This is a genomic window from Tatumella sp. JGM130, assembly GCF_018257525.1.
GTDB lineage: Bacteria > Pseudomonadota > Gammaproteobacteria > Enterobacterales > Enterobacteriaceae > Tatumella > Tatumella punctata.
This window is the reverse complement of record NZ_JAERJS010000007.1, coordinates 115,092-137,170: the sequence shown is the minus strand read 5'-3', so window position 1 is coordinate 137,170 and position 22,079 is coordinate 115,092. Positions and strand designations below refer to the sequence as shown.

Sequence of the window (22,079 nt, the reverse complement as noted above, 5' to 3'; positions counted from 1 at the left end):
AAAACTGAGATACTCCGTATATGAACATAATCACGCTCCGTGGTGGTGCTTTTTCCATTGGCGAACAACTGGGCCGCGCGGGTAAGGCGGCATGGCATAATAAGCTGCCGGAAACCACGCTGTGGCAAACGGTTATTCGCCTGAAAGATTCACCACAGGCACGGGCAATGGCTGAGGCTGTGCAACGCGAGTATCCGCTGATATGGCAGGAACTGCAGGGGATGGCCTGCGGATTAGATGCCCCGCTGGACGCGGTTTTTGCCTGGAATTGCCGCGGTGATCTGGTACGTTCAACCTCAGATGGCTGCACCACTCTGGCGGGTCGTGACAGTGCCGGTCAGTGTTTTATTGCCCATAATGAGGATGGCTTTCCGCAATTGCGGGATGACTGTTTTATCGCCGATATCAGGCCGTTGCAGGGTAGTGCTTTTGTCAGCTTCGCCTATCCCGGGTCTCTGTGCGGGCACACCTTTGCGGTAAATCAGCACGGCGTTGTGAATACCGTCAATAATATCAGGGCAGTACAACGTCCGGCGGGTTTACCTCGTCAGATACTGGCAAGAGCGGCACTGAATGCTACCAGTCTTGACGATGCCGTCCTGATACTGACGGCGACGGCACGGGCAGGCGCATTTCATCACACGCTGGGGCAGGCCGGTGATCCGCGCCTGTTCAGCGTAGAAGCGACCGGTCAGGGCAACAGTGTGACCATGCTGACGGGTAACAGTGGCCACGCTAATCATCTGATACACCCGCAATTGTCGGCCTGCGAACAAGTGATTACCGGAAGTTCAGCCGCACGCCAGCACAGGATCGATCAGCTGTTATCCGCGGAAACCGCACTGTCAGCCGAACAGATGCTGACTATTCTATCTGATACTGACGGAAAACTGCCTGTCTACCGGCTGGTGAAAGACGATCCGGATCAGGAGAATACACTGGCAACCGTCATTTTCCGGCTGAATGCTGACGGCGTTGACTGGTCGTTGTATGGACTTGATCGCCCGGCAGTCGCACTCTGCGGGGAAAAAACTCAGCCATAAGAGTCAGCGGACCGCAGAGGATTTTTCTGTGCCCGGATCCGCAAACAAAAACAGCTATCCGCAGACGCAGATAGCTGTTTTTTTTGATGGCAGATTTATTTATGCAGCTCTGCCGTCATATGCACACCATTATTCATAGTGGCTTCAATGATGGTATACGATTTTCCGGCTTTTTTGGCCTGCGCCGCGATTTTCGCCTCCGCATCATCCAGATTATCTGCCGTTGCAGTCACACTTTCCGCAAAACTACTGAATGAAAGTAAAGACACCAGACTCACCGCCAGTACGGTTTTTATTGTATTCATGGTCGCTTCCTTTAACGGTTGGGTCACTGGCCGGATGATGATCCCCCTGATGACATGACCGCCAGGCCTGTCAGATGTCGTCAGTCGCCTGACGGGACAGGGCACACATATCGCCGGTGACTTCAGTCCCGACTGTAGCGCAGTTGTTCGGCTATTCAACCGGCAATTATCCGGTGAATTCAGGTTCTGTTCCGCGGATAAAATATCCGTCTGTCCGGGCCGGATTTATATAACACAGCAGATAACTGAGTGAGGAGCCTGAAAATACAGGGGCAGACAGGTGGCGGGGGAATATTGCAGGAAAGACTCCCCCGGGGATATTTTCCGCCGGGGAGCCTTCTGTCTCTGTTACTTATTCAGTTCGGCGGTCATATGCACGCCATTGTTGTAATTTGCTTCGGTAATTTTATAAGAAGCGCCGGCTTTGTGGGCCTGAGCTGCAATCTGTGCTTCAGCGGCATCAAGAGTACTTGCACAGGCGGTAACGCTCTGAGCAAAGCTACCGAAAGAAATCAGGGAAAGGACTGCAACTGCAACTAAAGTTTTGATGGATTTCATGAGGGTCACCTTAATTTATTTTTGTCTGAAGGCCGTATTGCCTTGATGCGGTGAATCATAGCCCTGTGTCCGGTTGCACGAAAGCTGAACAAATTGCTTATCTTATTCAAAATAAATGAATGATGATGACAAACCAACCGGATGAAGCCAAAAATGCAGTCGTTACTGCTAAATATTAGATAATATGCAGATCATTAGGCTTTAATGATTACACTATATGGAATAAACACCCGAATGATTTGCCATTAAAACAAAAACTATAATGTTATCAAAAGGTTTCTCTAATGTGATAGCGGACCGCTATGGAAACGTAACTCCGTGTCCGGTCCGGTAATTAATGCTGCTTCCGTTTCGCCTATTTTCCGGATCCGTGCACTGATATCACCGGGGGAAATCTGTCGTGCAAGGGTCAGATAGTCCTGATAATGACGGGCTTCAGAACGTAATAACGAACGGTAGAATTTTGCCAGTTCAGGATCAAGGTACGGGGCCAGTGCGGCAAAACGTTCACAGGAACGTGCTTCGATATATGCACCACAGATTAGTTTATCCACCAGCGTGTCGGGTTCATGGGTGGTCACCTCGCGCAGTAGTCCTCTGGCATAACGGCTGGCGGTAATTTTATGGTAGGCCACCCCCCGGGACTGCATAATTTCCCAGACCTGATAAAAATGGTGCAATTCTTCTTTTATCAACAGCACCATTTTATCAATCAGATCATCAGCGCGGGGACACTCTGCCCGCCGTGTAATCCGGTTACCCAGACTGCGGTGAGCCTCAATAAAATCACTGTCAGGACATTCACGGTAGATAAAATTTTCGTAAGGCAACAACCAGTGATTAAGGGTTTCACTACCGGGTTTATCCGCTGCATATTTACGGAGCAGCCAGGCCGCGGTCTGTGCGGCTTTCAGTTCACAGGTCAGGTGATCGATTAATAGTAATGGCAGATTTTCTGGTCTGGCGGCTTCATCAAGCCATGACCGGGGTGTCCGGCAATGTAAAAACTGTAACAGGGGGGCTATCAGGGCTGAGTCATTCATAATTCAGTGGATATCAGACAAAAAAATCTGCAGGTGAACGCTGCCCCGGCCATCCGTTATCATCAGACCAGGGGACGGGCTTACGACGAAAACTGACAACTAATTAGTGACGCACACCGTTGTCATGGGAGTCAGAACCGTCTTCATCATCCTCTTCGTCTTCATCTTCGGCATCAGGATCTTCAAAGTAAGTTCCCCAGCCGTCGTAATCCACATTGTGCTTACCGGCCATTTTCACCAGTTGTTCGATCTGAGCATTAATCAGTTCATCCTTCAGTGCCACTTCGCTGATAATATCGACACACATAACTGTGGTGCCGTCTTCCAGTTCCAGCTCTTCCGGATCAGTCACTTCATAGCCCAGTTTGAATGCATCAACAGCGGCTTTTTCCAGCGCATCAAAACTGTCGCAGGATAAATGATGCTCTATGGTATAGAGCGCATCAGGATCGCTGCCATCTTCCAGTAATTCTTCAATGATTTCGCGTGTTTCTTCGCGCTGTTCTTCCATAAAGGATTCAAATGTCATAGGGATTATTCCTCAGGTGCGCTCAGGGGCATTCCCCCGCATCAGCGGCTATTTTCCCACAGCCACAGGCGCGGCACTACTCTAAAGCGCAGGATAACTGAAAATAAGGTTGAAAATGAATATTCATACATATAGATTGAATATTAATTCATATGATTTTTATCTCCGGAGCGATATATGAGTAAGCTTTACCAGCGTAATTTCCTGAGACTCTTGGATTTTACCTCTGCTGAACTTGAACAGTTACTGAGTCTGGCCGCCAGCCTGAAACAGGATAAAAAACAAGGTGAGGAATCCCCTGCCCTGCAAGGAAAAAATATTGCGCTCATCTTCGAAAAAGATTCGACCCGAACCCGTTGCTCTTTCGAAGTTGCCGCTTACGATCAGGGGGCCAGGGTGACCTGGCTGGGTGCCAGTGGTAACCAGATCGGCCATAAAGAATCAATCAAAGATACAGCACGGGTACTGGGAAGGATGTATGACGGTATCCAGTACCGCGGATATGAACAGAGTATTGTCGAGACGCTGGCTGAATATGCCGGGGTACCGGTCTGGAATGGTCTGACGACGGAGTTTCATCCGACCCAGTTACTGGCCGATTTGCTGACTATGCGGGAGCACTTACCGGGTAAGTCCTGGAACCAGATAACCCTGGTGTATGCAGGCGATGCCCGTAATAACATGGGAAATTCGATGCTGGAAGCGGCAGCACTGACCGGACTTGATTTACGGCTGGTCGCGCCGAAAGCATGCTGGCCGGATGCAGAGCTGGTGGAAGAGTGCCTGGCCGTCGCCCGGCAGACCGGCGGGAAAATAACCCTGACGGAATCCGTTACTGATGGAGTAAAAGGCGCAGACTTTATTTATACGGATGTCTGGGTGTCGATGGGTGAAGCAAAAGAAGCCTGGGCCGAACGGATTGCCCTGCTGCGTCCGTACCAGGTAAACAACCATATGCTGGCGCTTACCGGTAATCCACAGGTGAAGTTCCTCCACTGCCTGCCGGCGTTCCACGACGATCAAACCACTCTGGGCAAACAGATGGCCGAACAATATGGCTTTACTGAGGGTATTGAAGTGACTAATGACGTTTTTGAGTCACCTCACAGCATTGTGTTTGATCAGGCAGAAAACCGGATGCATACCATTAAAGCGGTCATGGTTGCGACTCTCAGCCCGTAATCAGTCCCGCGATTTTGCAGTGATAGTGCTGTCTGTCACTGCATGCTCTTTTCTGCGCAGCCATCGCCTGTGGCATAGTTATTTTAAAATCCGTCGTCTGGCAAGCAGACAAAAGGAAATAACATTCATTATAACTGCATATCTGGTATCCGATCGCCGGCAGTGATGTATATAACTGACTGTTATCAGAGAATAATAATAAAAAACAAGAATCAGTTCATAAATATAACTTTTCATTTCCTGCCACTTCTGTGAATAACTATTCCCCGGCCAGTTCGGCGTATTAAATAATCACCTTGTATAATGTATAAAAATTCAACACGATAAATTTGTCGTTAAATATCAATATCATATTTATTTTTGTGCTTTTTAAAATAGCGTTACAGACTACGCTAGTTGAAATAACCACGCTGATTATTCGGGTATATTTTCATTTTATATAAAAAAATAAAATCCTAAATAATGATCCCTCTCATAAAGCGGCAACCCCCTGACAATAACCAACAACTCCTTGAATATAGTCACAGTTCTTAGTGCTGGTAATTCGTTATTTTCAGGCGAGTTATCAGGAACAGTGTCTGTTGTTTAATTCAGCAGATACTGTTTATTCCACCGATAAGGAGCATCTATGGAAAAGCATTATGTTGGTTCTGAAATTGGTACATTACGCAGCGTATTACTCCATCGCCCTCATCTGAGCCTGAAAAGGCTGACGCCTGGCAATTGCCAGGATCTGCTGTTCGACGATGTATTATCTGTTGAACGGGCAGGAGAAGGGCACGATCAGTTTGCCGATACCCTGCGACAGCAGGGGATTGAGGTACTGCTACTGTCAGATTTACTGACCCGGACGCTGGATGTTCCGGCGGCAAAACACTGGCTGCTGGAAACGCAAATTTCTGATTATCGCCTCGGGCCACGTTTTGCGGCCGATATCCGTAGCTGGCTGGATCAAATGCCACACCGCCTGCTGGCCAGTCATTTCACCGGAGGCTTAACCTGCGATGAATTACCTGCGGAAATACGTAATATTGCCGGACGTCAGAGTGATCAGGACGACTTTATTACCCGTCCGTTACCCAACCATTTATTTACCCGCGACACCTCATGCTGGATTTATCAGGGGGTCAGTATTAACCCGATGGCAAAAATAGCCCGCCAGCGGGAAACCCATAACCTGCGGGCTATCTACCGCTGGCACCCGGCCTTTAATGACGGTGATTTTATCCGCTATTACGGGGATGACGATCTTAACTATGATAATGCCACCCTCGAGGGTGGCGATGTGCTGGTTATTGGCCGCGGCACGGTAGTTATCGGTTTGTCGGAACGTACCACCGCCCAGGGAATAGAATTTCTTGCCAGCGCCTTGTTTAAACATCAGCAGGCCAGCCGCGTTATCGTGCTGGAATTACCTCAGCAACGCTCCTGTATGCATCTTGATACCGTGATGACACACCTGGATATCAATACTTTTTCTATCTACCCGCAGATCATTAACCAGCATATCCCTTGCTGGACACTGACTCCGGATGGTTATGGCGGTCTGCGACGTACGGAAGAAAGTGGTTTTACCAAAGCTCTTGAGCTGGCTCTGGATATTGACCATATCCGCCTGATCACAACCGGAGGTGATCGTTTCGAAGCAGAGCGCGAGCAATGGAACGATGCCAACAATGTGCTGACCATCCGGCCGGGGGTGGTGATTGGCTACGAACGCAATCTCCGGACTAACGAAAAATACGATAAAGCCGGGATCACCGTACTCCCCATCGCCGGTGATGAACTGGGCAGAGGACGCGGTGGTGCAAGGTGCATGAGCTGTCCGCTGGAAAGGGACGGTATTTAATGAGCGGGACAAATAATATGGACAAAAAACCGATACTGGTCGTTGCTCTGGGAGGCAATGCGCTGCTGAAACGCGGCGACCCTCTGGAAGCCGGTATTCAGCAAAAAAATATCCTGATTGCCGCCAGCGTGATTGCCGGACTGACCGCACAATGGCGGGTGGTACTGGTGCATGGTAACGGGCCTCAGGTCGGGCTGCTGGCACTACAGAATGCTGCTTATACCTCCGTCAACCCCTACCCGCTGGATGTGCTGGGGGCCGAAACCCAGGGAATGATTGGCTATATGCTGCAGCAGGCCCTGAAAAACTGTCTGCCGGATACCCATATTACCACCCTTCTGACACAGGTGAAGGTCGATACGCTGGATCCGGCATTTCAGGATCCCTGTAAGTTTATCGGTCCGCTGTATTCAGCCGATCAGCTGGCTGCATTACCGGCAGACAACCCGTGGCAGATAAAAGCCGACGGATACGGTTTTCGCCGGGTGGTGCCCTCACCTCTGCCGGTCAGTATTGTCGAGAGCGCGGCGATCATCACATTGCTGGCCGATGATTATCTGGTGATCTGTAACGGCGGGGGCGGAATTCCGGTCACAGAAGGTGAAAACGGGTTACAGGGAGTGGAGGCCGTGATTGATAAAGATCAGTCTGCCGCCCTGTTGGCGCGCCAGCTGAATGCGGATGCGTTACTGATCCTCACCGATGCAGATGCCGTGTACCTGAACTGGAATACCCCGTCACAGGAAGCCATTGCTCAGACAACCGCCAGTTCACTGGAAGAACTGAGGTTTGATGCCGGATCGATGGGACCAAAAGTGTCGGCCTGCTGCCGGTTTGTCAGGCAGTGCCACGGAATTGCCGGGATTGGTGCTCTGCAGGACGGCTGCAGCATTCTTTCCGGGAAAAAAGGCACACTGATTGTTGCCGGATAACGGCCAGCCAGCCGGTGCTGTTACTCAACACCGGCTTCTTCGGGAGCCGGAAAAGGATAATTCAGATAAGGATTTTATATGTCAGTTAACCTGAAACACCGCCATTTTCTGAAACTGCTGGATTACACAGCGGAAGAAATTGATTACCTGCTGACACTCGCCCGTCAGTTGAAACAGGATAAACAGCGCGGCGAAGAGCATCCCCGGTTAACCGGTAAGAATATTGCGCTGATCTTCGAGAAGAGTTCCACCCGCACCCGCTGTGCTTTCGAAGTCGCGGCTTTCGATCAGGGGGCAAGGGTTACGTATCTCGGGCCATCGGGTTCACAGATTGGCCATAAAGAATCAATGAAAGATACCGCCCGGGTACTGGGCCGGATGTACGACGGCATTCAATACCGTGGCTTTGGTCAGCCAATTGTCGAACAGCTGGCGGAATTCGCCGGTGTACCGGTCTGGAACGGACTGACTGATGAGTTTCATCCGACCCAGATTCTGGCTGATTTAATGACTATGCAGGAGCATGCACCAGACAGAGCGCTCTCATCCCTGAGCATTGCTTACCTGGGGGATGCCCGCAACAACATGGGTAATTCACTGATGGTCGCCGCTGCCATTATCGGTATGGATATCCGGCTGGTAGCACCGCGTGATTTCTGGCCGCAAGAGACCCTGGTACAACAATGTCAGGCTATTGCGGCGGACAGCGGTGCCCGGATTCTCCTGACCGAATCGGTCAGTGACGGGGTGCGGGGGGTGGATTTTCTGTATACCGATGTCTGGGTGTCAATGGGAGAAGCCAAAGCGGCCTGGGCAGAGCGCGTCAGCCTGATGCAGCCTTATCAGGTAAACCAGCAAGTGATCGCGGCAACCGGGAATCCCGGTGTGAAATTTATGCATTGCCTGCCCGCTTTCCATAATGAGCACACCTCTGTAGGCCGTGAAATCGAAGAGACTTATGGCCTGAAGGGCCTGGAAGTCACTGATGAGGTGTTTGAGTCATCCTGTTCGATTGTGTTTGATGAAGCAGAAAACAGGATGCACACCATCAAGGCAGTCATGGTCGCAACCCTGGCAGACTAACCGACCACAGGTACGCCTGGCGGCGTACCTGTCAGGGAGAAATAACAATGAAGACCTTTAAATTCCCCTCCGCCTATACCATTCTGTTTATGCTGATTATTCTGGTCGCCGCACTGAGCTGGCTGATCCCCGCCGGGCAGTATCAGATGGTAATGAATGACACCCTGGGTAAAACCGTGCCGGTGGCAGGTACCTGGCAGGCCGTCGATCCTAATCCTCAGGGGATCAGCGATATTTTACTGGCTCCCATCGATGGCCTGTGGGATCACCGTACGGGTAATGCCGGGGCGATTGATGTGGCGCTGTTTATTCTGATTATCGGCGGGTTCCTCGGTGTGACCAACAGAACCGGTGCCATTGATGCGGGGATCCAGCGGGTTACCTTAAAACTGAAAGGTAAAGAAGAGTGGATGATCCCGATACTGATGGGCGTATTTGCCCTTGGTGGCACCATTTACGGGATGGCAGAAGAGTCACTGCCGTTTTATTCACTGCTGGTGCCGGTGATGATCGCTGCCCGCTTTGATCCTATGGTTGCTGCCGCCACCGTATTACTGGGGGCCGGTATCGGTACCCTCGGATCGACGATTAATCCGTTTTCCACGGTGATTGCGGCCAATGCCGCCGGGATTCCGTTTACCGACGGTATGCTGTTGCGGATCATTATCCTGATCAGTGGCTGGCTGACCTGCGTCTGGTGGGTCCGCCGCTATGCTATCCGTATCCGTAATCACCCTGATTTATCCGTACTGGCCGATAAAGCAGAAGAGAACCGTCGTTACTTTCTGGCTCAGCAAGGGGATGAACCTTTAGCCTTTAGCCTTTAGCCTTTACCCCGGTACGTAAAATTATCCTGCTGCTGTTTGCTGCGGCCTTTGTGATGATGATTTATGGTGTGGCAGTGAAAGGCTGGTGGATGGGCGAAATTTCCGCCATGTTCCTGGGCGCAGCCATTATCACCGGACTGATAGCCCGGATAAGTGAGGAAGACTTTACCACGGCATTTATCGACGGTGCGCGGGATCTGCTCGGTGTGGCATTGATCATCGGTATTGCCCGCGGGATCGTAGTGGTGATGGATAACGGAATGATCACCCATACACTGCTCAATATGGCTGAGCAATTGGTCACGGGGTTACCGCCGGTAGTGTTTATTAATGTGACCTGGCTGATTGAGATCGTGCTGTCATTCCTGATCCCTTCTTCTTCCGGACTGGCGGTTCTCAGTATGCCGGTACTGGCACCACTGGCCGATTTTGCCAGTATCGGACGGGATCTGGTCGTCACAGTGTACCAGTCGGCTTCCGGGCTGGTGAATCTGATTACTCCAACCTCCGGTGTGGTAATGGGCGGTCTGGCGATTGCCAGAATCCCTTATATCCGTTACCTGAAATGGGTGGCTCCGCTACTGGCTATTCTTGTGATTATGAACATAGTTATGCTGAGTGTCTCTGCGCTACTATGATGACCAGCGGACTGCCTGATACGAGGATGTAAGGTATCCGGGCAGTTTCTGTCAGGTCCGACAACGGAGATGTCATTTATGCCTATTACCTCGCCAGCCACCAGCAGAGAACTGCAACAGCTGGCACTCTGCCAGCGGCTGATCCTGCAAAACAGCTATATTTCTCAGGAAGCTCTGCGCAAGGATCTCCAGCGCTATGGCTATCCGATGATCAGCCAGTCAACCATTTCACGGTTACTTAAAAACCTCGGGGTGATCAAAATCCGTAATAGCCGCGGGCAACGGATTTATACCCTCAGCCCGCTGGCGCAGCCGTTACCTCAGGCCAGCCGTCCGATTGCTGAAATGGTCGTCGATGTCGTTCATAATAATGAGTTTATTCTGGTACATACCGCTGCCGGTTATGGACGGGCCATCGCCCGCATTCTTGACTGCCAGCAACTGACCCAGACGATAGGCGTCGTTGCCGGCAGCGATAATGTCTGGATTGCTCCCAGACACAGCCGGCAGATAAGCTCTCTGTACCAACAGGTGCGCCATCTGCTGAATGCCGGATAATACCTGTTCCGGGTATCCCTTTTTCCCGGCGGACAATGCTTGTCAGAAATTTCAGGGCCGGTATAATGCGCGAAAATTTTCCGGGAGAAAGCATGGCACAGATGATGACACACTCTGATACCCGTATCCGCTTTGCTGCGGGCGATAGCCCTTTTTTCTCCGGCATTACTACCTATTCTGTTAAAGCCCCTGTTTCAGGGGCTTTTTTTTGCCCGCCATCTGCTCGTGCCGAGGACATCAATAATGGCTAACCCTCTCTATCGAAAGCATATTATCTCTATCAATGACCTCAGCCGTGAAGAGCTGGAGTTAGTGTTAGACACTGCCGCCCGGCTGAAAGCCTCACCGCAGCCGGAACTGCTGCAGCATAAAGTGATCGCCAGTTGTTTCTTCGAAGCCTCCACCCGTACCCGGTTATCGTTTGAAACTGCCATCCACCGGCTGGGAGCCTCAGTGGTTGGCTTTTCTGACAGTGGTAATACCTCGCTGGGGAAAAAAGGCGAGACCCTGGCAGATACGATTTCAGTGATCAGTACCTATGTCGATGCCATCGTGATGCGACATCCGCAGGAAGGCGCGGCACGGCTGGCAACAGAATTCTCCGGTGATATACCGATCCTGAATGCCGGTGATGGTGCCAATCAGCACCCGACCCAGACGCTGCTGGACCTGTTTACCATCAGTGAGACCCAGCAACGGCTGGATAACCTGAATATCGCGATGGTCGGTGATTTAAAATATGGCCGGACCGTGCATTCACTGACCCAGGCACTGGCTAAATTCAGCAATAACCGTTTCTTTTTTATCGCACCGGATGCGCTGGCAATGCCCGCTTATATCACCGATTTACTGGATGAAAAAGGGATTGTCTGGTCGCGCCATACCTCTATTGAAGAGGTGATGCCGCAGACAGATATTTTATATATGACACGGGTACAGAAAGAGCGCCTCGACCCGTCAGAATACGCCAACGTCAAAGCACAGTTCGTGTTAAGGGCCGCCGATTTAGCCGGTGCCCGTGATAGCATGAAAGTATTACACCCCCTGCCACGGGTCGATGAAATTGATACGGATGTCGACAGTACCCCCCACGCCTGGTATTTCCGTCAGGCCGGAAACGGGATTTATGCCCGCCAGGCATTACTGGCGCTGGTATTAAACGAACAACTGACGGCATAACGGGGAGAGATAATCATGACTCAGGATACTAAATTACAGGTAGAAGCGATTAAATGCGGTACGGTTATCGACCATATTCCGGCCCGTGTCGGCTTCCGTCTGCTGTCGCTATTCCGGCTGACCGAAACAGACCAGCGCATTACTATCGGGCTGAATCTGCCTTCCGGTGAAATGCAGCGTAAGGATTTGATCAAAATTGAGAATACCTTTCTTACGGATGATCAGATTAATCAGCTGGCAATTTATGCCCCCCATGCCACCGTTAACCGGATTGATAACTATGATGTGGTGGCCAAGAGTATCCCGGCAATGCCGGAACGAATTGAACGGGTGCTGACCTGCCCCAATAGTAATTGCATCAGCCATAATGAGCCGGTTCACTCGGTATTTACGGTACGCCAGCGTGCCGGAGATATCTCACTGAGATGCAAATACTGTGAAAAAGAATTTGCACATCATGTTGTTATAGGACACTGGTAATCAACACCGGCGCTTCTATAATGGGAAAACATCTGGCAGAAGGCGCCACCGCCTTCTGAATTATCATTAAGGGGAATTTATGTCTCGCGTCATCAGTACCGAAAAAGCACCTGCCGCTATCGGCCCTTATGTACAGGCTGTCGATCTCGGGAATATGGTTATCACTTCCGGCCAGATCCCTGTGGACCCGAAAACCGGTGAAGTTGCAGATGATGTTGCAGCGCAGACCCGTCAGTCACTGGCAAATGTGCAGGCAATCATTGAGCAGGCCGGCCTGAGTGTCGGTGATATTGTAAAAACAACGGTTTTTGTGAAAGACCTGAATGACTTTGCCACGGTCAATGCGACTTACGAAGCTTTTTTTACTGAAAATAACGCCGGTTTCCCTGCTCGCTCCTGCGTTGAAGTCGCCCGGCTGCCGAAAGACGTAAAAATTGAGATTGAAGCAATCGCTGTACGCCGCTAATCAGTCTGTCTGTTCCCGGAACATTCCGGGAACAGTATCGTTTCAGATACTGCCCGTGTCATTTTTCCACGATAGCCTCCTCTCCGCTTCTTTGTTTTTAATCAAACTCTCTGCAACTATTTCGCTTAGTGCACTACATATTGTGTTTTAAAATCACCAAAACACAATATACAGGAAATAATCATGGATCATCTGGTGATTAAACGGGATGGCTGCAAGGTCGCTTTCTGCCGCCAGCGCATTATGCATGCCATTACTGCGGCAGCTGAAGCTGCGGGGGTCACAGATAAAAATTATTGTGAAGCCATGACCACCGTTATCTGTACCGAATTACAGCGACAGCCTGTACTGGATATCAGCCTGATACAACAGACGGTCGAAAACAAATTAATGGCAGGCCGTTTTCCGGAAGTCGCCCGTTGTTATATTGAATATCGCCATGATCGCGACAAAATACGCGAACAGCACAGCCGTTTACACCAGGAAATTCAGGGGTTGGTGGAACAAACCAATGCCGCTCTGCTGAATGAGAACGCCAACAAAGACAGTAAAGTGATCCCTACACAGCGCGACTTACTGGCAGGGATTGTGGCTAAACATTACGCACGACAGCATATTTTACCGCCGGCGGTGATGCAGGCGCATGATCGCGGCGAGATCCATTACCACGATCTCGATTATGCCCCTTTCTTTCCGATGTTTAACTGTATGCTGATTGATTTACAGGGCATGCTGACCCACGGGTTTAAAATGGGTAACGCTGAAATTACTCCGCCAAAATCTATAGCCACCGCAACCGCAGTCACCGCCCAGATTATCGCGCAGGTCGCCAGCCATATTTATGGCGGTACAACGATTAACCGTATTGATGAAGTACTGGCCCCGTTCGTTGATGCCAGCCTGCAACGCCATCGGGAGATTGCCCGTGAATGGCAGATTAAGGATGTGGAAGGCTATGCGGATGCACGTACCCGTAAAGAGTGTTTCGATGCTTTTCAGTCGCTGGAGTATGAGGTAAATACCCTGCATACCGCTAATGGCCAGACCCCTTTTGTCACCTTTGGCTTCGGGCTGGGAACGTCACGTGCTTCACGGCTGATTCAGATCTCTGTCCTGAAAAACCGCCTTGCCGGACTGGGAAAAAACCGTAAAATGGCCGTATTTCCGAAGCTGGTGTTTGCTATCCGCGAGGGAGTAAACCGCCGTCCCGAAGACATTAATTATGATATCAAGCAACTGGCACTGGAATGTGCCAGCCAGCGGATGTATCCGGATATTCTGAATTATGATCAGGTCGTAAAAGTGACCGGGTCGTTTAAAACCCCGATGGGCTGTCGCAGTTTCCTCGGCGTATATGAAGAAGATGGCCGGCAGATCCATGAAGGACGTAATAATATCGGGGTGGTCAGCCTGAATTTACCCCGTATAGCCCTGCAAGCCGGCGGTGATGAAACCCGTTTCTGGTCATTGCTGGAACAGCGGCTGGATACGGCGAAACAGGCACTGATGAGCCGAATCAGCCGTCTGGAAAATACCTGTGCCAGGGTTGCCCCCATACTCTATATGGAAGGTGCCTGCGGGGTACGTTTGCAGGCCGATGAAAAAGTCGGCAAAATTTTCCGTAACGGCCGGGCATCCGTGTCTCTGGGATATATCGGCCTGCATGAAACCATCAATGCCCTGACAGGTAACCGGCAGCACCTGTTTGATTCGGCGGAATTGCAGGAAAAAGCGCTGGCGATTGTCACCCGGCTGCGGCAGGCAACAGATCAGTGGAAAACCGAAACTGGCTATGGGTTCAGTCTGTACAGTACTCCCAGTGAAAACCTGTGTGACCGTTTCTGCCGGCTGGATGCTGCAGAGTTCGGGCTTGTCGCCGGAGTAACCGATAAAGGCTATTACACCAACAGCTTCCACCTGGATGTCGAAAAAGCCGCTAACCCCTACGATAAGATTGATTTTGAAGCGCCTTATCCGCAAATCGCTAATGGCGGTTTTATTTGCTACGGCGAGTACCCGAATCTGCAACATAATCTGAAAGCTCTCGAAGATGTCTGGGATTACAGCTATGCACGTATTCCTTACTATGGCACCAATACGCCCATTGATGAATGTTATAACTGTGGCTTTAAAGGTGAATTCAGTTGTACCAGTAAGGGATTTACCTGTCCGCAGTGCGGAAATCATGATCCGGCCCGGGTGTCAGTCACCAGGCGGGTATGCGGCTATCTTGGCAGCCCCGATGCCAGACCTTTCAACGCCGGTAAGCAGGAAGAAGTAACGCGTCGCGTAAAACATATGCCGAACGGTATATAAGGCCCGGTATATGAATTACCACCGCTATTATCCTCTGGACGTGGTAAACGGTCCGGGTACCCGCTGTACGTTGTTTGTCTCCGGTTGTGAACATCACTGCCGGGGATGCTACAACCAGTCAACCTGGCGGCCGGACTCAGGGTATCCGTTCACTCCGGACCTGGAAGATCAGATTATCACCGACCTTAACGACAGCCGCATTCCCCGCCAGGGACTATCATTGTCTGGCGGAGATCCACTGTATCCGGCCAATATCAGCACAATATTACGGTTGGTCAGCCGGATAAATGCTGAGTGTCCCGGCAAAGATATCTGGCTGTGGAGCGGTTACCGCTTTCAGTGGCTCACCAATGAACAGCGCAAAATAGTGGCTCGTATTAATGTACTGATCGACGGTAAATTTATCGATAGCCAGAAAGATCTGACCCTGAAATGGCGCGGTAGCAGAAATCAGCGTATCTGGTATCTGCGCTGAGCCCTGACCCGACAAGACTGCATCATCAGGACTCAGAACAGCATTGCTGTCACTCGCGGGCCTGCTGCGCATTGGCAGTCTGTTTTTTAGATCCGGACCTGGAATTCAGGTAATTTCCGCAGGGAATTTCCACAAATTTATACAGGATCCAGCCCAGGAGCACACTGACGACTGCCGCGAATACCAGTATCAAAATCCCGTCAGGGAGATTAAATTTCTCGCCCCCTGCCCAGCGTTTCAGCAGGATTAAGATAGTGAAATGGATCATATAGAAGCCGAAAGAAATATTACCCAGCCACTGCATTACCGGTAAATTCAGGAATGATTTTTTTCCCCGGATATCACCGACAGTCAGAGATCCCAGCAGGAAAACCAGCGGATATAACGTAATCAGGTTATAACTGAACTGAAAAGGTAAATTCACATCAATAATGTAGCTGGCGGCCACCAGCAGAGTACTGGTAACAGTACTGATGCGGATAAAGTAACCTTCGAGAATAATACGGGAAAGTACCAGCCCGATAACGAATTCAAATACCCTGGTCAGCGGGAAAGTGTAAGACAGCCACCACTCGATTTCACCGACTTTAAAAGGCCAGCCGGGCAGCGGTGTTTCATGACGGGTCGCATAGAAAATAATGACCTGACTGATGATCATGCCGAGATAGCAGATAAAGATGGTGGTCCACAGTTTATCTGCGGGGAGGGCTTTCACCCAGCGGAAAACAAAAGGAAAAATAATATAAAACAAAATGATAGCGCATAAAAACCAGCTGGGTGTATTCCCGCCAATATAATTCTCTGCCCGCGGGATCCAGCTCTGAACCAGAAATAAGTTAGGTAACCAGATATCCGGCCGCCGGAAACTGATCACCCCGGTCGCGACCACAATCACCATAACCACCACATTTACCGGGTAGATCTTTGCAAAGCGACGTTTATAAAAGCGCAGCGGGTGATCGACCGGGCGGGACGACCATCCCATCACAAAACCGCTCAGGATAAAGAACATAGATACACTGACCCAGCCGCTTTTACTGAAGATCACGTAATACCAGTGACTGACCTGAGGATCAGAAAACGGTGCCAGAATCGGACCCAGGGTCGAGTGAAACAGAAACACACTGATCGCCGCGATAAAGCGAATGCCGTTCAGCGAGGTCAGATTAGGTAACATTCCTTTCTCATTACGCCGGACAATATGGTGCGCCGTCGGCGACCAGGACTGAGGTTCTGAAGCTTTACTGTTTTGCATAGACTCCCCCACTGAAAACAGATATACCGGACAACTCATTGATAAAAAATATTACACAATGAGAAAAAGTGACTGTATGACTGTATGCAGGTGAAATGCTCACAGAGCCTGGTTTCAGCTCCGGAAAAATGATTTATAAATAAAGTAAAGTTACCGATAATGTATTTACGATGAACACATCAGGCATTAACTAATAGATAACATCAGAGATGATTGCAAAGGAAATTAATAAATAAAAGTTATCTTTATGAATAACCTGATTTTATTTATTGTGACTTTTTGTACATGGCAACAGATCAAGGAAGGAGAAGGGGAAGCGGCGCAGGCGCAGTATCCTGTACGCCAGAGGATCGCAAAGGGGCTGCCCGCCTCCCTGCGTCAGTACCGCCAAATAACATTCAGGCCGAACGTGACCAGTGGATTTTTTTGCCAAAACCGAGTGTATTGTCGGTCATTTTGAGTTGATCAGGACGGATTTCCCACAAAGGGGCTTTCATCGCTCTGGCAACCGGAAACTGCCGCTGGTAACAGGCGACTGCCTGCTGTAGCCGCTCACCCTGCGGTCGAAAAATTTCACCGGTGTACTGAATGCCTTTAATTTTCATCACTGACTCTGTCGGGGTCGTCACGGTGCCTGCCACCCGGTTGTTTTTCAACATCAGCTGACCATGACGGGTACTTTCTTCTGTCATCAGCCAGAAAGCTATTTCCTGTTCATCAAACACATAAAAGCAATTCGCAGCCCACAGGCTTTCACCGCTGCCGGTACACAGGGTCAGTACATGATGTTTTTTAAGGTAATTAATACAATGTGTTAAATCAGACATATTCAGACCTTAGCCATTACCCAATGGCATCACGAGAAACTGCAGGCTACACTGCCTGCAAAAATCAGGACAGGAAAAAGATACTGATGGAAAAGTGCTGGTCCCTTTATATGGTGCGTACCGCATCAGGTGCCTTATATACGGGCATCACTACAGATGTTGCACGGCGCTTTATGCGCCATCAGCAGGGTAACGGTGCTAAAGCTTTGCGCGGCAAAGGTCCGCTAAGTTTAGTGTTTCAATGCCCTGCCGGTGATCGTTCGCTGGCGTCAAAACTTGAATATCAGCTTAAGCAACGATCCCGCAGGGATAAACTGTTACTGGTCGCTCAGCAACCCGATAACCTGTTACTCTGGTTTAAAGATCATCCGTAAAAAGGCGCTGAGAATGTCAGTGTTCCGTGGCCCGTTTCTGTCGGACCATTTGCCAGCGGATAGATAAGCAGGGCCTGTTGCGTATGACCGGCCGGGCACTGGTATTCCAAACCATCAGCGACAGTAAAACCGACCCGTGGCAGGCAGGCAGTCTGATTTTCGGCGATCACTGCACTGTAGCCAAACTCATTCAGGGTATCCAGGGCTTCACAGACCAGTTTTTCATCCAGCCCCGCAGGCTGGTCACTGTTCACTGCCAGCGGATATAACACCACCCAGCCATGATCTTCACCGCCTGAAGTTACCGGACTGAACGCCGCATAACCCAGTACCTGCCCTTCATCATCTGTCGCAACCACACCCAGAGTAAGCAGCCCCTGTTCGCGCAGCATTCTGACCCGTTTCGCTTCATGCTCTGAGCCAAAACAGTGTTTTAATAAACGGTCGATGCCTGGTGCATCAATACCAATCTCAGTCCGAATTAGCATGAGTTCTCTTCGCGCACCGTAATAACGCTGGCGTCCTGTGTCATTCCTGCTTCTGTAAATGCAGCAAGATGCTGCAACCCGTTATATAATAACGCCGGCATTGCTTCGGGTTCGATAGCATCCATCAGGTTTTTTACCGCAAGCCCCAATTCTGTATCACCTTCCACAATCAGCCGGCGCTGGAAGAATAACATATCCGGGTCTTTACGACCTGCCGCGAGTAAAATCAGATCATTAATTCCTGCCCGGAACCAGACATCCGCCACTGAGTCATCAGTCACGATAATCCGCCCTGCCTCCAGAGTCATCACCCATTTCCAGCGCAGATCACTGATATCAATACCCAGCCTGCGTTGTTGCAGAAAATCAATTTCACCGTCAGCAATCAATTGCTGGTACTGCCAGTTGATCAGCTGTCGGAGACACATTTTTTTGCAGAACAACGGCACCCTGCCCAGAGGGGTGGCCAGTAATCCCGGCATCCTGTTAACCAGTTGATAATGTAAGCGCTGCAGCATGGTATCTTCCTTAATCTGACATCAGAACAAAAACGCCATTTTATCTGTAGATCCGGTGATCTTCGTGACTATCCGGTAATACTCTGCCCTGAATCAACTTTCTGGCGGATAAATTTCCCTACACTTTCTTCCCTGTAAATTCTGTGGAGAGACGTATGGAACTGTTATGTCCGGCAGGTAATCTTCCCGCCCTGAAAACTGCAGTGGAACAGGGGGCAGATGCAGTGTATGTCGGCCTGAAAGATGATACTAATGCACGGCATTTCACCGGGCTGAATTTTACCCCTGAACGTCTGGAACAGGCGGCAAAATATCTGCATCAGCACCAGAGAAAGTTGCATGTTGCTATCAATACCTTTGCTCATCCGGCCGGTTTTAACCGCTGGAAACAGGCGATTGATGTTGCAGTAAACAGTGGTGCTGATGCACTGATCCTCGCCGATCCGGCACTGCTGGAGTACGCTTCGTCACGTTATCCCCGGACGGAACGGCATTTATCGGTTCAGGCTTCTGCGACGAATACAGAAGCGATACGTTTCTACCAGCGCGAATTTGCTGTCCATCGGGTGGTGCTGCCAAGGGTGCTGTCATTACATCAGGTACGGCAACTGGCCCGGGAAACGACAGTGCCGCTGGAAGTATTTGCTTTCGGCAGCCTGTGCATTATGGCGGAGGGGCGCTGTTATCTGTCTTCCTGGATGACCGGTGAATCTCCGAATACGGCGGGAGCCTGTTCTCCGGCCAAATTTGTCCGCTGGCAGACCACAGGCCAGGGTATGGATTCGCGGCTGAATAACGTGCTTATTGACCGTTTCCGGCTGGATGAAAACGCCGGTTACCCGACCCTGTGTAAAGGCCGCTACCTGGTCGACGGGCAGCGCTATCACGTCCTTGAAGAACCCACCAGCCTGAATACCCTGGCACTGCTGCCGGAACTGCAGCGGATGGGCATTGTTTCAGTGAAGATTGAAGGCCGGCAACGCAGCCCTGCGTATGTACGGCAGGTAACTTCGGGGTGGATCCGCGCTGGATGCAACAACTTGGTGAGCTGGCGGAAGGCACACAAACCACACTGGGTGCGCTGCACCGCCAATGGCAATAAGGATAGCCGATGAAATACGCCCTCGGGCCGGTACTGTGGTACTGGCCAACAGAAAAATTAGATGCGTTTTATCAGCAGGCGGCCAGCAGTACCGCAGATATTATTTATCTCGGTGAGGCAGTATGCAGCAAACGCCGTGCCACCTCCTTCGGACAATGGATGGAACTGGCCCGCCCGCTGGCGACAGCCGGTAAGCAGGTGGTGTTGAGTACCTTATCCCTGCTACAGTCCCCTTCCGAACTGAAAGAATTAAAACGCTATATCAGCAACGGTGAGTTTATGATCGAGGCCAGCGATATGGGCACCGTCAATCTTGCCGCTGAGCATGGGCTGCCTTTTGTTGCCGGACATGCACTGAATATCTACAACGCACCGGCCCTGAAAATACTCCTCAGACAGGGAATGATACGCTGGTGTATGCCGGTGGAACTGTCGCGGGACTGGCTGTCAGAGTTGCTGAAAGCGTGCGAAGACGCCGGATTTCGCGATCAGTTTGAAGTGGAAGTGTTTGGTTACGGATATCTGCCGCTGGCATTATCCGCACGCTGTTTTACCGCCCGCTCGGAAAATCGTGATAAAGACCATTGTGAGACTTGCTGTATCCGTTACCCGCAGGGCCGCAAGGTACTGTCACAGGAAGGGCAGCAGGTGTTTGTACTGAACGGAATTCAGACCATGAGCGGATATTGTTATCACCTCGGCAATGCACAGAAAGGGATGCACGGGCTGGTAGATGTTTTCCGTGTATCACCGTCAGATTTACAGACACCGGCGCTGATACGACAGTTACGTAACAACCAGAACGGTGAGGCTCCCTTTGATTTAGTACCAATCGACCACTGCAACGGTTACTGGCGCAATATTGAAGGGATGGCGCTGGATAACCCGCCAGGGGCACAATCGGCTTAGGTGATCCTAAACAAAACCCGATACATTGAGAGTGACGTGTTCTGCGTCACTCTGCCGGTAATCCGTCAGAGATTTCGGTGTGATAAAGGTATGACTATGTCTGAGCTCAAGCCCTTCAAACTTTCAGTACTGGATCTTTCCCCGGTCCCTGAACACTCTGACCCGCGAACTGCTTTTAGCAATTCACTGGCACTGGCAAAATACGCCGAATCCGCCGGGTATCATCGTTACTGGCTGGCTGAGCACCATAATATGACCGGGATTGCCAGTGCCGCTACGTCGGTGCTGATTGGCTACCTGGCCGCAAATACCCGCCATCTGCGTCTGGGATCAGGCGGTGTTATGCTGCCTAACCATGCCCCGCTGGTGATTGCGGAACAATTTGGTACTCTCGCCACTCTGTATCCTGACAGGATTGATCTGGGTATTGGCCGTGCACCGGGCTCTGACCAGCGGACCATGATGGCACTGCGCCGTCATATGAGTGGCAATGCCGAAGATAACTTCCCGCAGGACATTGAACAGCTGATCCGCTGGTTTGATGCTCCGGCAGGTACCGCTTTTGATGTTCAGCCGGTTCCGGGCACCGGGCTACGGGTTCCGGTATGGCTGCTGGGTTCCAGCCTGTACAGTGCACAGCTTGCGGCGCGGATGGGGTTACCTTTCGCCTTCGCTTCTCATTTTGCACCGGATATGCTGTCGCAGGCAGTGACTCTTTACCGCGAAAATTTCCGTCCTTCCGACCGGCTGGCAGCACCTTATGTGATGATTGGTGTGAATGTGATTGCCGCCGAAAGTAAAGCCAGAGCGCGCTTTCTGTTTACTTCACAACAACAGCAGTTTATTAACCTGCGTCGTGGTATGCCCGGGCCGTTACCTGCCCCGGTCGAAAATATGGATACGGTCTGGTCGCCGGCCGAAAAATATGGTGTTGACCGGGCGCTGGGGATGTCGCTGGTCGGAGACCAGGCCTCTGTCACCCAGGGACTGGCATCTTTGCAGCAGCAATACCAGCCAGATGAACTGATGATTAACGGGCAGATTTTTGATAATGAGGCACGGATTTATTCGTTCTCCCTGGCCATGGCCGCGGCAGAATCGCTGAAACACTGATCTGCCACCGGCCAGCAGATATAAAAAAAA

At 50.7% G+C, this 22,079-nt stretch carries 23 protein-coding genes and 2 pseudogenes; 17 read left to right on the top strand and 8 right to left on the bottom strand.

Going from position 1 to position 22,079, the window contains the following annotated elements:
- Nucleotides 1-20 precede the first annotated feature (20 nt).
- Nucleotides 21-1,043, top strand: coding sequence for a C45 family peptidase (locus JK211_RS05585; RefSeq protein WP_212707681.1), 1,023 nt, complete (start codon nt 21-23; stop codon nt 1,041-1,043).
- A 95-nt stretch (nt 1,044-1,138) separates the two neighbouring features.
- Here the strand turns inward: JK211_RS05585 and JK211_RS05580 are convergent, their stop codons facing one another.
- The 4 genes from JK211_RS05580 to rraB form a co-directional block, all read right to left on the bottom strand.
- Nucleotides 1,139-1,348: a YdgH/BhsA/McbA-like domain containing protein gene (locus tag JK211_RS05580; protein WP_212707680.1), complete on the bottom strand. Its 210-nt coding sequence runs from the start codon at nt 1,346-1,348 to the stop codon at nt 1,139-1,141.
- Nucleotides 1,349-1,696: 348 nt separating this feature from the next.
- Nucleotides 1,697-1,906, bottom strand: a complete 210-nt coding sequence (locus JK211_RS05575) for a YdgH/BhsA/McbA-like domain containing protein (protein ID WP_212707679.1) — start codon at nt 1,904-1,906, stop codon at nt 1,697-1,699.
- 281 nt (nt 1,907-2,187) lie between these two features.
- Nucleotides 2,188-2,949: a tRNA-(ms[2]io[6]A)-hydroxylase gene (locus JK211_RS05570; protein WP_212707678.1), complete on the bottom strand. Its 762-nt coding sequence runs from the start codon at nt 2,947-2,949 to the stop codon at nt 2,188-2,190.
- 103 nt (nt 2,950-3,052) lie between these two features.
- Nucleotides 3,053-3,478 carry a ribonuclease E inhibitor RraB gene (gene rraB / locus JK211_RS05565; RefSeq protein ID WP_212707677.1) on the bottom strand — a complete coding sequence of 142 codons (426 nt, stop codon included), beginning with the start codon at nt 3,476-3,478 and terminating at the stop codon, nt 3,053-3,055.
- Between the two features lie 177 nt (nt 3,479-3,655).
- Here rraB and argF (JK211_RS05560) point away from each other — a divergent pair, with 177 nt between their 5' ends.
- The 12 genes and pseudogenes from argF (JK211_RS05560) to nrdG all read left to right on the top strand — a co-directional run bounded on the left by argF (JK211_RS05560) (nt 3,656) and on the right by nrdG (nt 15,463).
- Nucleotides 3,656-4,660, top strand: a complete 1,005-nt coding sequence (gene argF, locus JK211_RS05560; protein WP_212707676.1) for an ornithine carbamoyltransferase — start codon at nt 3,656-3,658, stop codon at nt 4,658-4,660.
- A 628-nt stretch (nt 4,661-5,288) separates the two neighbouring features.
- The gene (gene arcA, locus JK211_RS05555) at nt 5,289-6,509 is read left to right on the top strand and encodes an arginine deiminase (protein WP_212707675.1); all 1,221 of its coding nucleotides are present in this window, start codon (nt 5,289-5,291) and stop codon (nt 6,507-6,509) included.
- A 17-nt stretch (nt 6,510-6,526) separates the two neighbouring features.
- Nucleotides 6,527-7,441 carry a carbamate kinase gene (gene arcC / locus JK211_RS05550; protein WP_212707692.1) on the top strand — a complete coding sequence of 305 codons (915 nt, stop codon included), beginning with the start codon at nt 6,527-6,529 and terminating at the stop codon, nt 7,439-7,441.
- Nucleotides 7,442-7,519: 78 nt separating this feature from the next.
- Nucleotides 7,520-8,524: an ornithine carbamoyltransferase gene (gene argF / locus JK211_RS05545; protein ID WP_212707674.1), complete on the top strand. Its 1,005-nt coding sequence runs from the start codon at nt 7,520-7,522 to the stop codon at nt 8,522-8,524.
- 47 nt (nt 8,525-8,571) lie between these two features.
- Nucleotides 8,572-9,989, top strand: a pseudogene (locus tag JK211_RS05540) (YfcC family protein).
- Nucleotides 9,990-10,067: 78 nt separating this feature from the next.
- A complete protein-coding gene (locus JK211_RS05535) occupies nt 10,068-10,547 on the top strand; it encodes an arginine repressor (protein ID WP_212707673.1) in 480 nt (159 codons plus the stop codon).
- A 65-nt stretch (nt 10,548-10,612) separates the two neighbouring features.
- Nucleotides 10,613-10,798: a hypothetical protein gene (locus JK211_RS05530; RefSeq protein WP_212707672.1), complete on the top strand. Its 186-nt coding sequence runs from the start codon at nt 10,613-10,615 to the stop codon at nt 10,796-10,798.
- Nucleotides 10,791-11,726, top strand: coding sequence for an aspartate carbamoyltransferase (pyrB, locus tag JK211_RS05525; protein WP_212707671.1), 936 nt, complete (start codon nt 10,791-10,793; stop codon nt 11,724-11,726). Before JK211_RS05530 ends, pyrB begins: the two co-directional genes overlap by 8 nt.
- Nucleotides 11,727-11,741: 15 nt before the next feature.
- Nucleotides 11,742-12,206 (top strand): aspartate carbamoyltransferase regulatory subunit, encoded by a 465-nt coding sequence (pyrI, locus tag JK211_RS05520; protein ID WP_212707670.1) that lies wholly within the window; start codon nt 11,742-11,744, stop codon nt 12,204-12,206.
- A gap of 79 nt (nt 12,207-12,285) precedes the next feature.
- The gene (gene ridA, locus JK211_RS05515; RefSeq protein ID WP_212707669.1) at nt 12,286-12,672 is read left to right on the top strand and encodes a RidA family protein; all 387 of its coding nucleotides are present in this window, start codon (nt 12,286-12,288) and stop codon (nt 12,670-12,672) included.
- Between the two features lie 183 nt (nt 12,673-12,855).
- A complete protein-coding gene (nrdD, locus tag JK211_RS05510) occupies nt 12,856-14,988 on the top strand; it encodes an anaerobic ribonucleoside-triphosphate reductase (RefSeq protein ID WP_212707668.1) in 2,133 nt (710 codons plus the stop codon).
- Between the two features lie 10 nt (nt 14,989-14,998).
- Nucleotides 14,999-15,463, top strand: coding sequence for an anaerobic ribonucleoside-triphosphate reductase-activating protein (gene nrdG / locus JK211_RS05505; RefSeq protein WP_212707667.1), 465 nt, complete (start codon nt 14,999-15,001; stop codon nt 15,461-15,463).
- Between the two features lie 49 nt (nt 15,464-15,512).
- Here the strand turns inward: nrdG and JK211_RS05500 are convergent, their stop codons facing one another.
- Nucleotides 15,513-16,718, bottom strand: coding sequence for an acyltransferase (locus JK211_RS05500; protein ID WP_212707666.1), 1,206 nt, complete (start codon nt 16,716-16,718; stop codon nt 15,513-15,515).
- Nucleotides 16,719-17,116: 398 nt separating this feature from the next.
- Nucleotides 17,117-17,545: a YhbP family protein gene (locus tag JK211_RS05495; RefSeq protein ID WP_212707665.1), complete on the bottom strand. Its 429-nt coding sequence runs from the start codon at nt 17,543-17,545 to the stop codon at nt 17,117-17,119.
- A gap of 86 nt (nt 17,546-17,631) precedes the next feature.
- On the opposite strand from JK211_RS05495, the gene JK211_RS05490 reads away from it, so the two are divergent.
- Entirely contained in the window at nt 17,632-17,919 is a 288-nt protein-coding gene (locus JK211_RS05490) for a GIY-YIG nuclease family protein (protein ID WP_212707664.1), read from the top strand.
- Here JK211_RS05490 and JK211_RS05485 read toward each other — a convergent pair.
- On the bottom strand, nt 17,910-18,407 hold the full coding sequence (locus tag JK211_RS05485) for a GNAT family N-acetyltransferase (RefSeq protein WP_212707663.1): 498 nt from the start codon (nt 18,405-18,407) through the stop codon (nt 17,910-17,912). The two genes, JK211_RS05490 and JK211_RS05485, sit on opposite strands and share 10 nt — an antisense overlap.
- Nucleotides 18,401-18,925 (bottom strand): SCP2 domain-containing protein, encoded by a 525-nt coding sequence (locus JK211_RS05480; protein ID WP_212707662.1) that lies wholly within the window; start codon nt 18,923-18,925, stop codon nt 18,401-18,403. Before JK211_RS05480 ends, JK211_RS05485 begins: the two co-directional genes overlap by 7 nt.
- A 155-nt stretch (nt 18,926-19,080) precedes the next feature.
- Here JK211_RS05480 and JK211_RS05475 point away from each other — a divergent pair.
- From JK211_RS05475 to JK211_RS05465, 3 genes and pseudogenes are all read left to right on the top strand, one after another.
- Nucleotides 19,081-20,027, top strand: a pseudogene (locus tag JK211_RS05475) (peptidase U32 family protein).
- Nucleotides 20,028-20,036: 9 nt separating this feature from the next.
- A complete protein-coding gene (locus JK211_RS05470) occupies nt 20,037-20,936 on the top strand; it encodes a U32 family peptidase (protein ID WP_212707660.1) in 900 nt (299 codons plus the stop codon).
- 96 nt (nt 20,937-21,032) lie between these two features.
- Nucleotides 21,033-22,049, top strand: a complete 1,017-nt coding sequence (locus JK211_RS05465) for a luciferase-like monooxygenase (RefSeq protein ID WP_212707659.1) — start codon at nt 21,033-21,035, stop codon at nt 22,047-22,049.
- Nucleotides 22,050-22,079: the final 30 nt, after the last annotated feature.

Excerpts from the sequence above, each read along its gene's own strand:
- JK211_RS05585 (WP_212707681.1), top strand. The coding sequence starts at position 21 with ATGAACATAATCACGCTCCGTGGTGGTGCTTTTTCCATTGGCGAACAA.
- JK211_RS05580 (WP_212707680.1), bottom strand. The coding sequence starts at position 1,348 with ATGAATACAATAAAAACCGTACTGGCGGTGAGTCTGGTGTCTTTACTT.
- JK211_RS05575 (WP_212707679.1), bottom strand. The coding sequence starts at position 1,906 with ATGAAATCCATCAAAACTTTAGTTGCAGTTGCAGTCCTTTCCCTGATT.
- JK211_RS05570 (WP_212707678.1), bottom strand. The coding sequence starts at position 2,949 with ATGAATGACTCAGCCCTGATAGCCCCCCTGTTACAGTTTTTACATTGC.
- rraB (WP_212707677.1), bottom strand. The coding sequence starts at position 3,478 with ATGACATTTGAATCCTTTATGGAAGAACAGCGCGAAGAAACACGCGAA.
- argF (WP_212707676.1), top strand. The coding sequence starts at position 3,656 with ATGAGTAAGCTTTACCAGCGTAATTTCCTGAGACTCTTGGATTTTACC.
- arcA (WP_212707675.1), top strand. The coding sequence starts at position 5,289 with ATGGAAAAGCATTATGTTGGTTCTGAAATTGGTACATTACGCAGCGTA.
- arcC (WP_212707692.1), top strand. The coding sequence starts at position 6,527 with ATGGACAAAAAACCGATACTGGTCGTTGCTCTGGGAGGCAATGCGCTG.
- argF (WP_212707674.1), top strand. The coding sequence starts at position 7,520 with ATGTCAGTTAACCTGAAACACCGCCATTTTCTGAAACTGCTGGATTAC.
- JK211_RS05535 (WP_212707673.1), top strand. The coding sequence starts at position 10,068 with ATGCCTATTACCTCGCCAGCCACCAGCAGAGAACTGCAACAGCTGGCA.
- JK211_RS05530 (WP_212707672.1), top strand. The coding sequence starts at position 10,613 with ATGCGCGAAAATTTTCCGGGAGAAAGCATGGCACAGATGATGACACAC.
- pyrB (WP_212707671.1), top strand. The coding sequence starts at position 10,791 with ATGGCTAACCCTCTCTATCGAAAGCATATTATCTCTATCAATGACCTC.
- pyrI (WP_212707670.1), top strand. The coding sequence starts at position 11,742 with ATGACTCAGGATACTAAATTACAGGTAGAAGCGATTAAATGCGGTACG.
- ridA (WP_212707669.1), top strand. The coding sequence starts at position 12,286 with ATGTCTCGCGTCATCAGTACCGAAAAAGCACCTGCCGCTATCGGCCCT.
- nrdD (WP_212707668.1), top strand. The coding sequence starts at position 12,856 with ATGGATCATCTGGTGATTAAACGGGATGGCTGCAAGGTCGCTTTCTGC.
- nrdG (WP_212707667.1), top strand. The coding sequence starts at position 14,999 with ATGAATTACCACCGCTATTATCCTCTGGACGTGGTAAACGGTCCGGGT.
- JK211_RS05500 (WP_212707666.1), bottom strand. The coding sequence starts at position 16,718 with ATGCAAAACAGTAAAGCTTCAGAACCTCAGTCCTGGTCGCCGACGGCG.
- JK211_RS05495 (WP_212707665.1), bottom strand. The coding sequence starts at position 17,545 with ATGTCTGATTTAACACATTGTATTAATTACCTTAAAAAACATCATGTA.
- JK211_RS05490 (WP_212707664.1), top strand. The coding sequence starts at position 17,632 with ATGGAAAAGTGCTGGTCCCTTTATATGGTGCGTACCGCATCAGGTGCC.
- JK211_RS05485 (WP_212707663.1), bottom strand. The coding sequence starts at position 18,407 with ATGCTAATTCGGACTGAGATTGGTATTGATGCACCAGGCATCGACCGT.
- JK211_RS05480 (WP_212707662.1), bottom strand. The coding sequence starts at position 18,925 with ATGCTGCAGCGCTTACATTATCAACTGGTTAACAGGATGCCGGGATTA.
- JK211_RS05470 (WP_212707660.1), top strand. The coding sequence starts at position 20,037 with ATGAAATACGCCCTCGGGCCGGTACTGTGGTACTGGCCAACAGAAAAA.
- JK211_RS05465 (WP_212707659.1), top strand. The coding sequence starts at position 21,033 with ATGTCTGAGCTCAAGCCCTTCAAACTTTCAGTACTGGATCTTTCCCCG.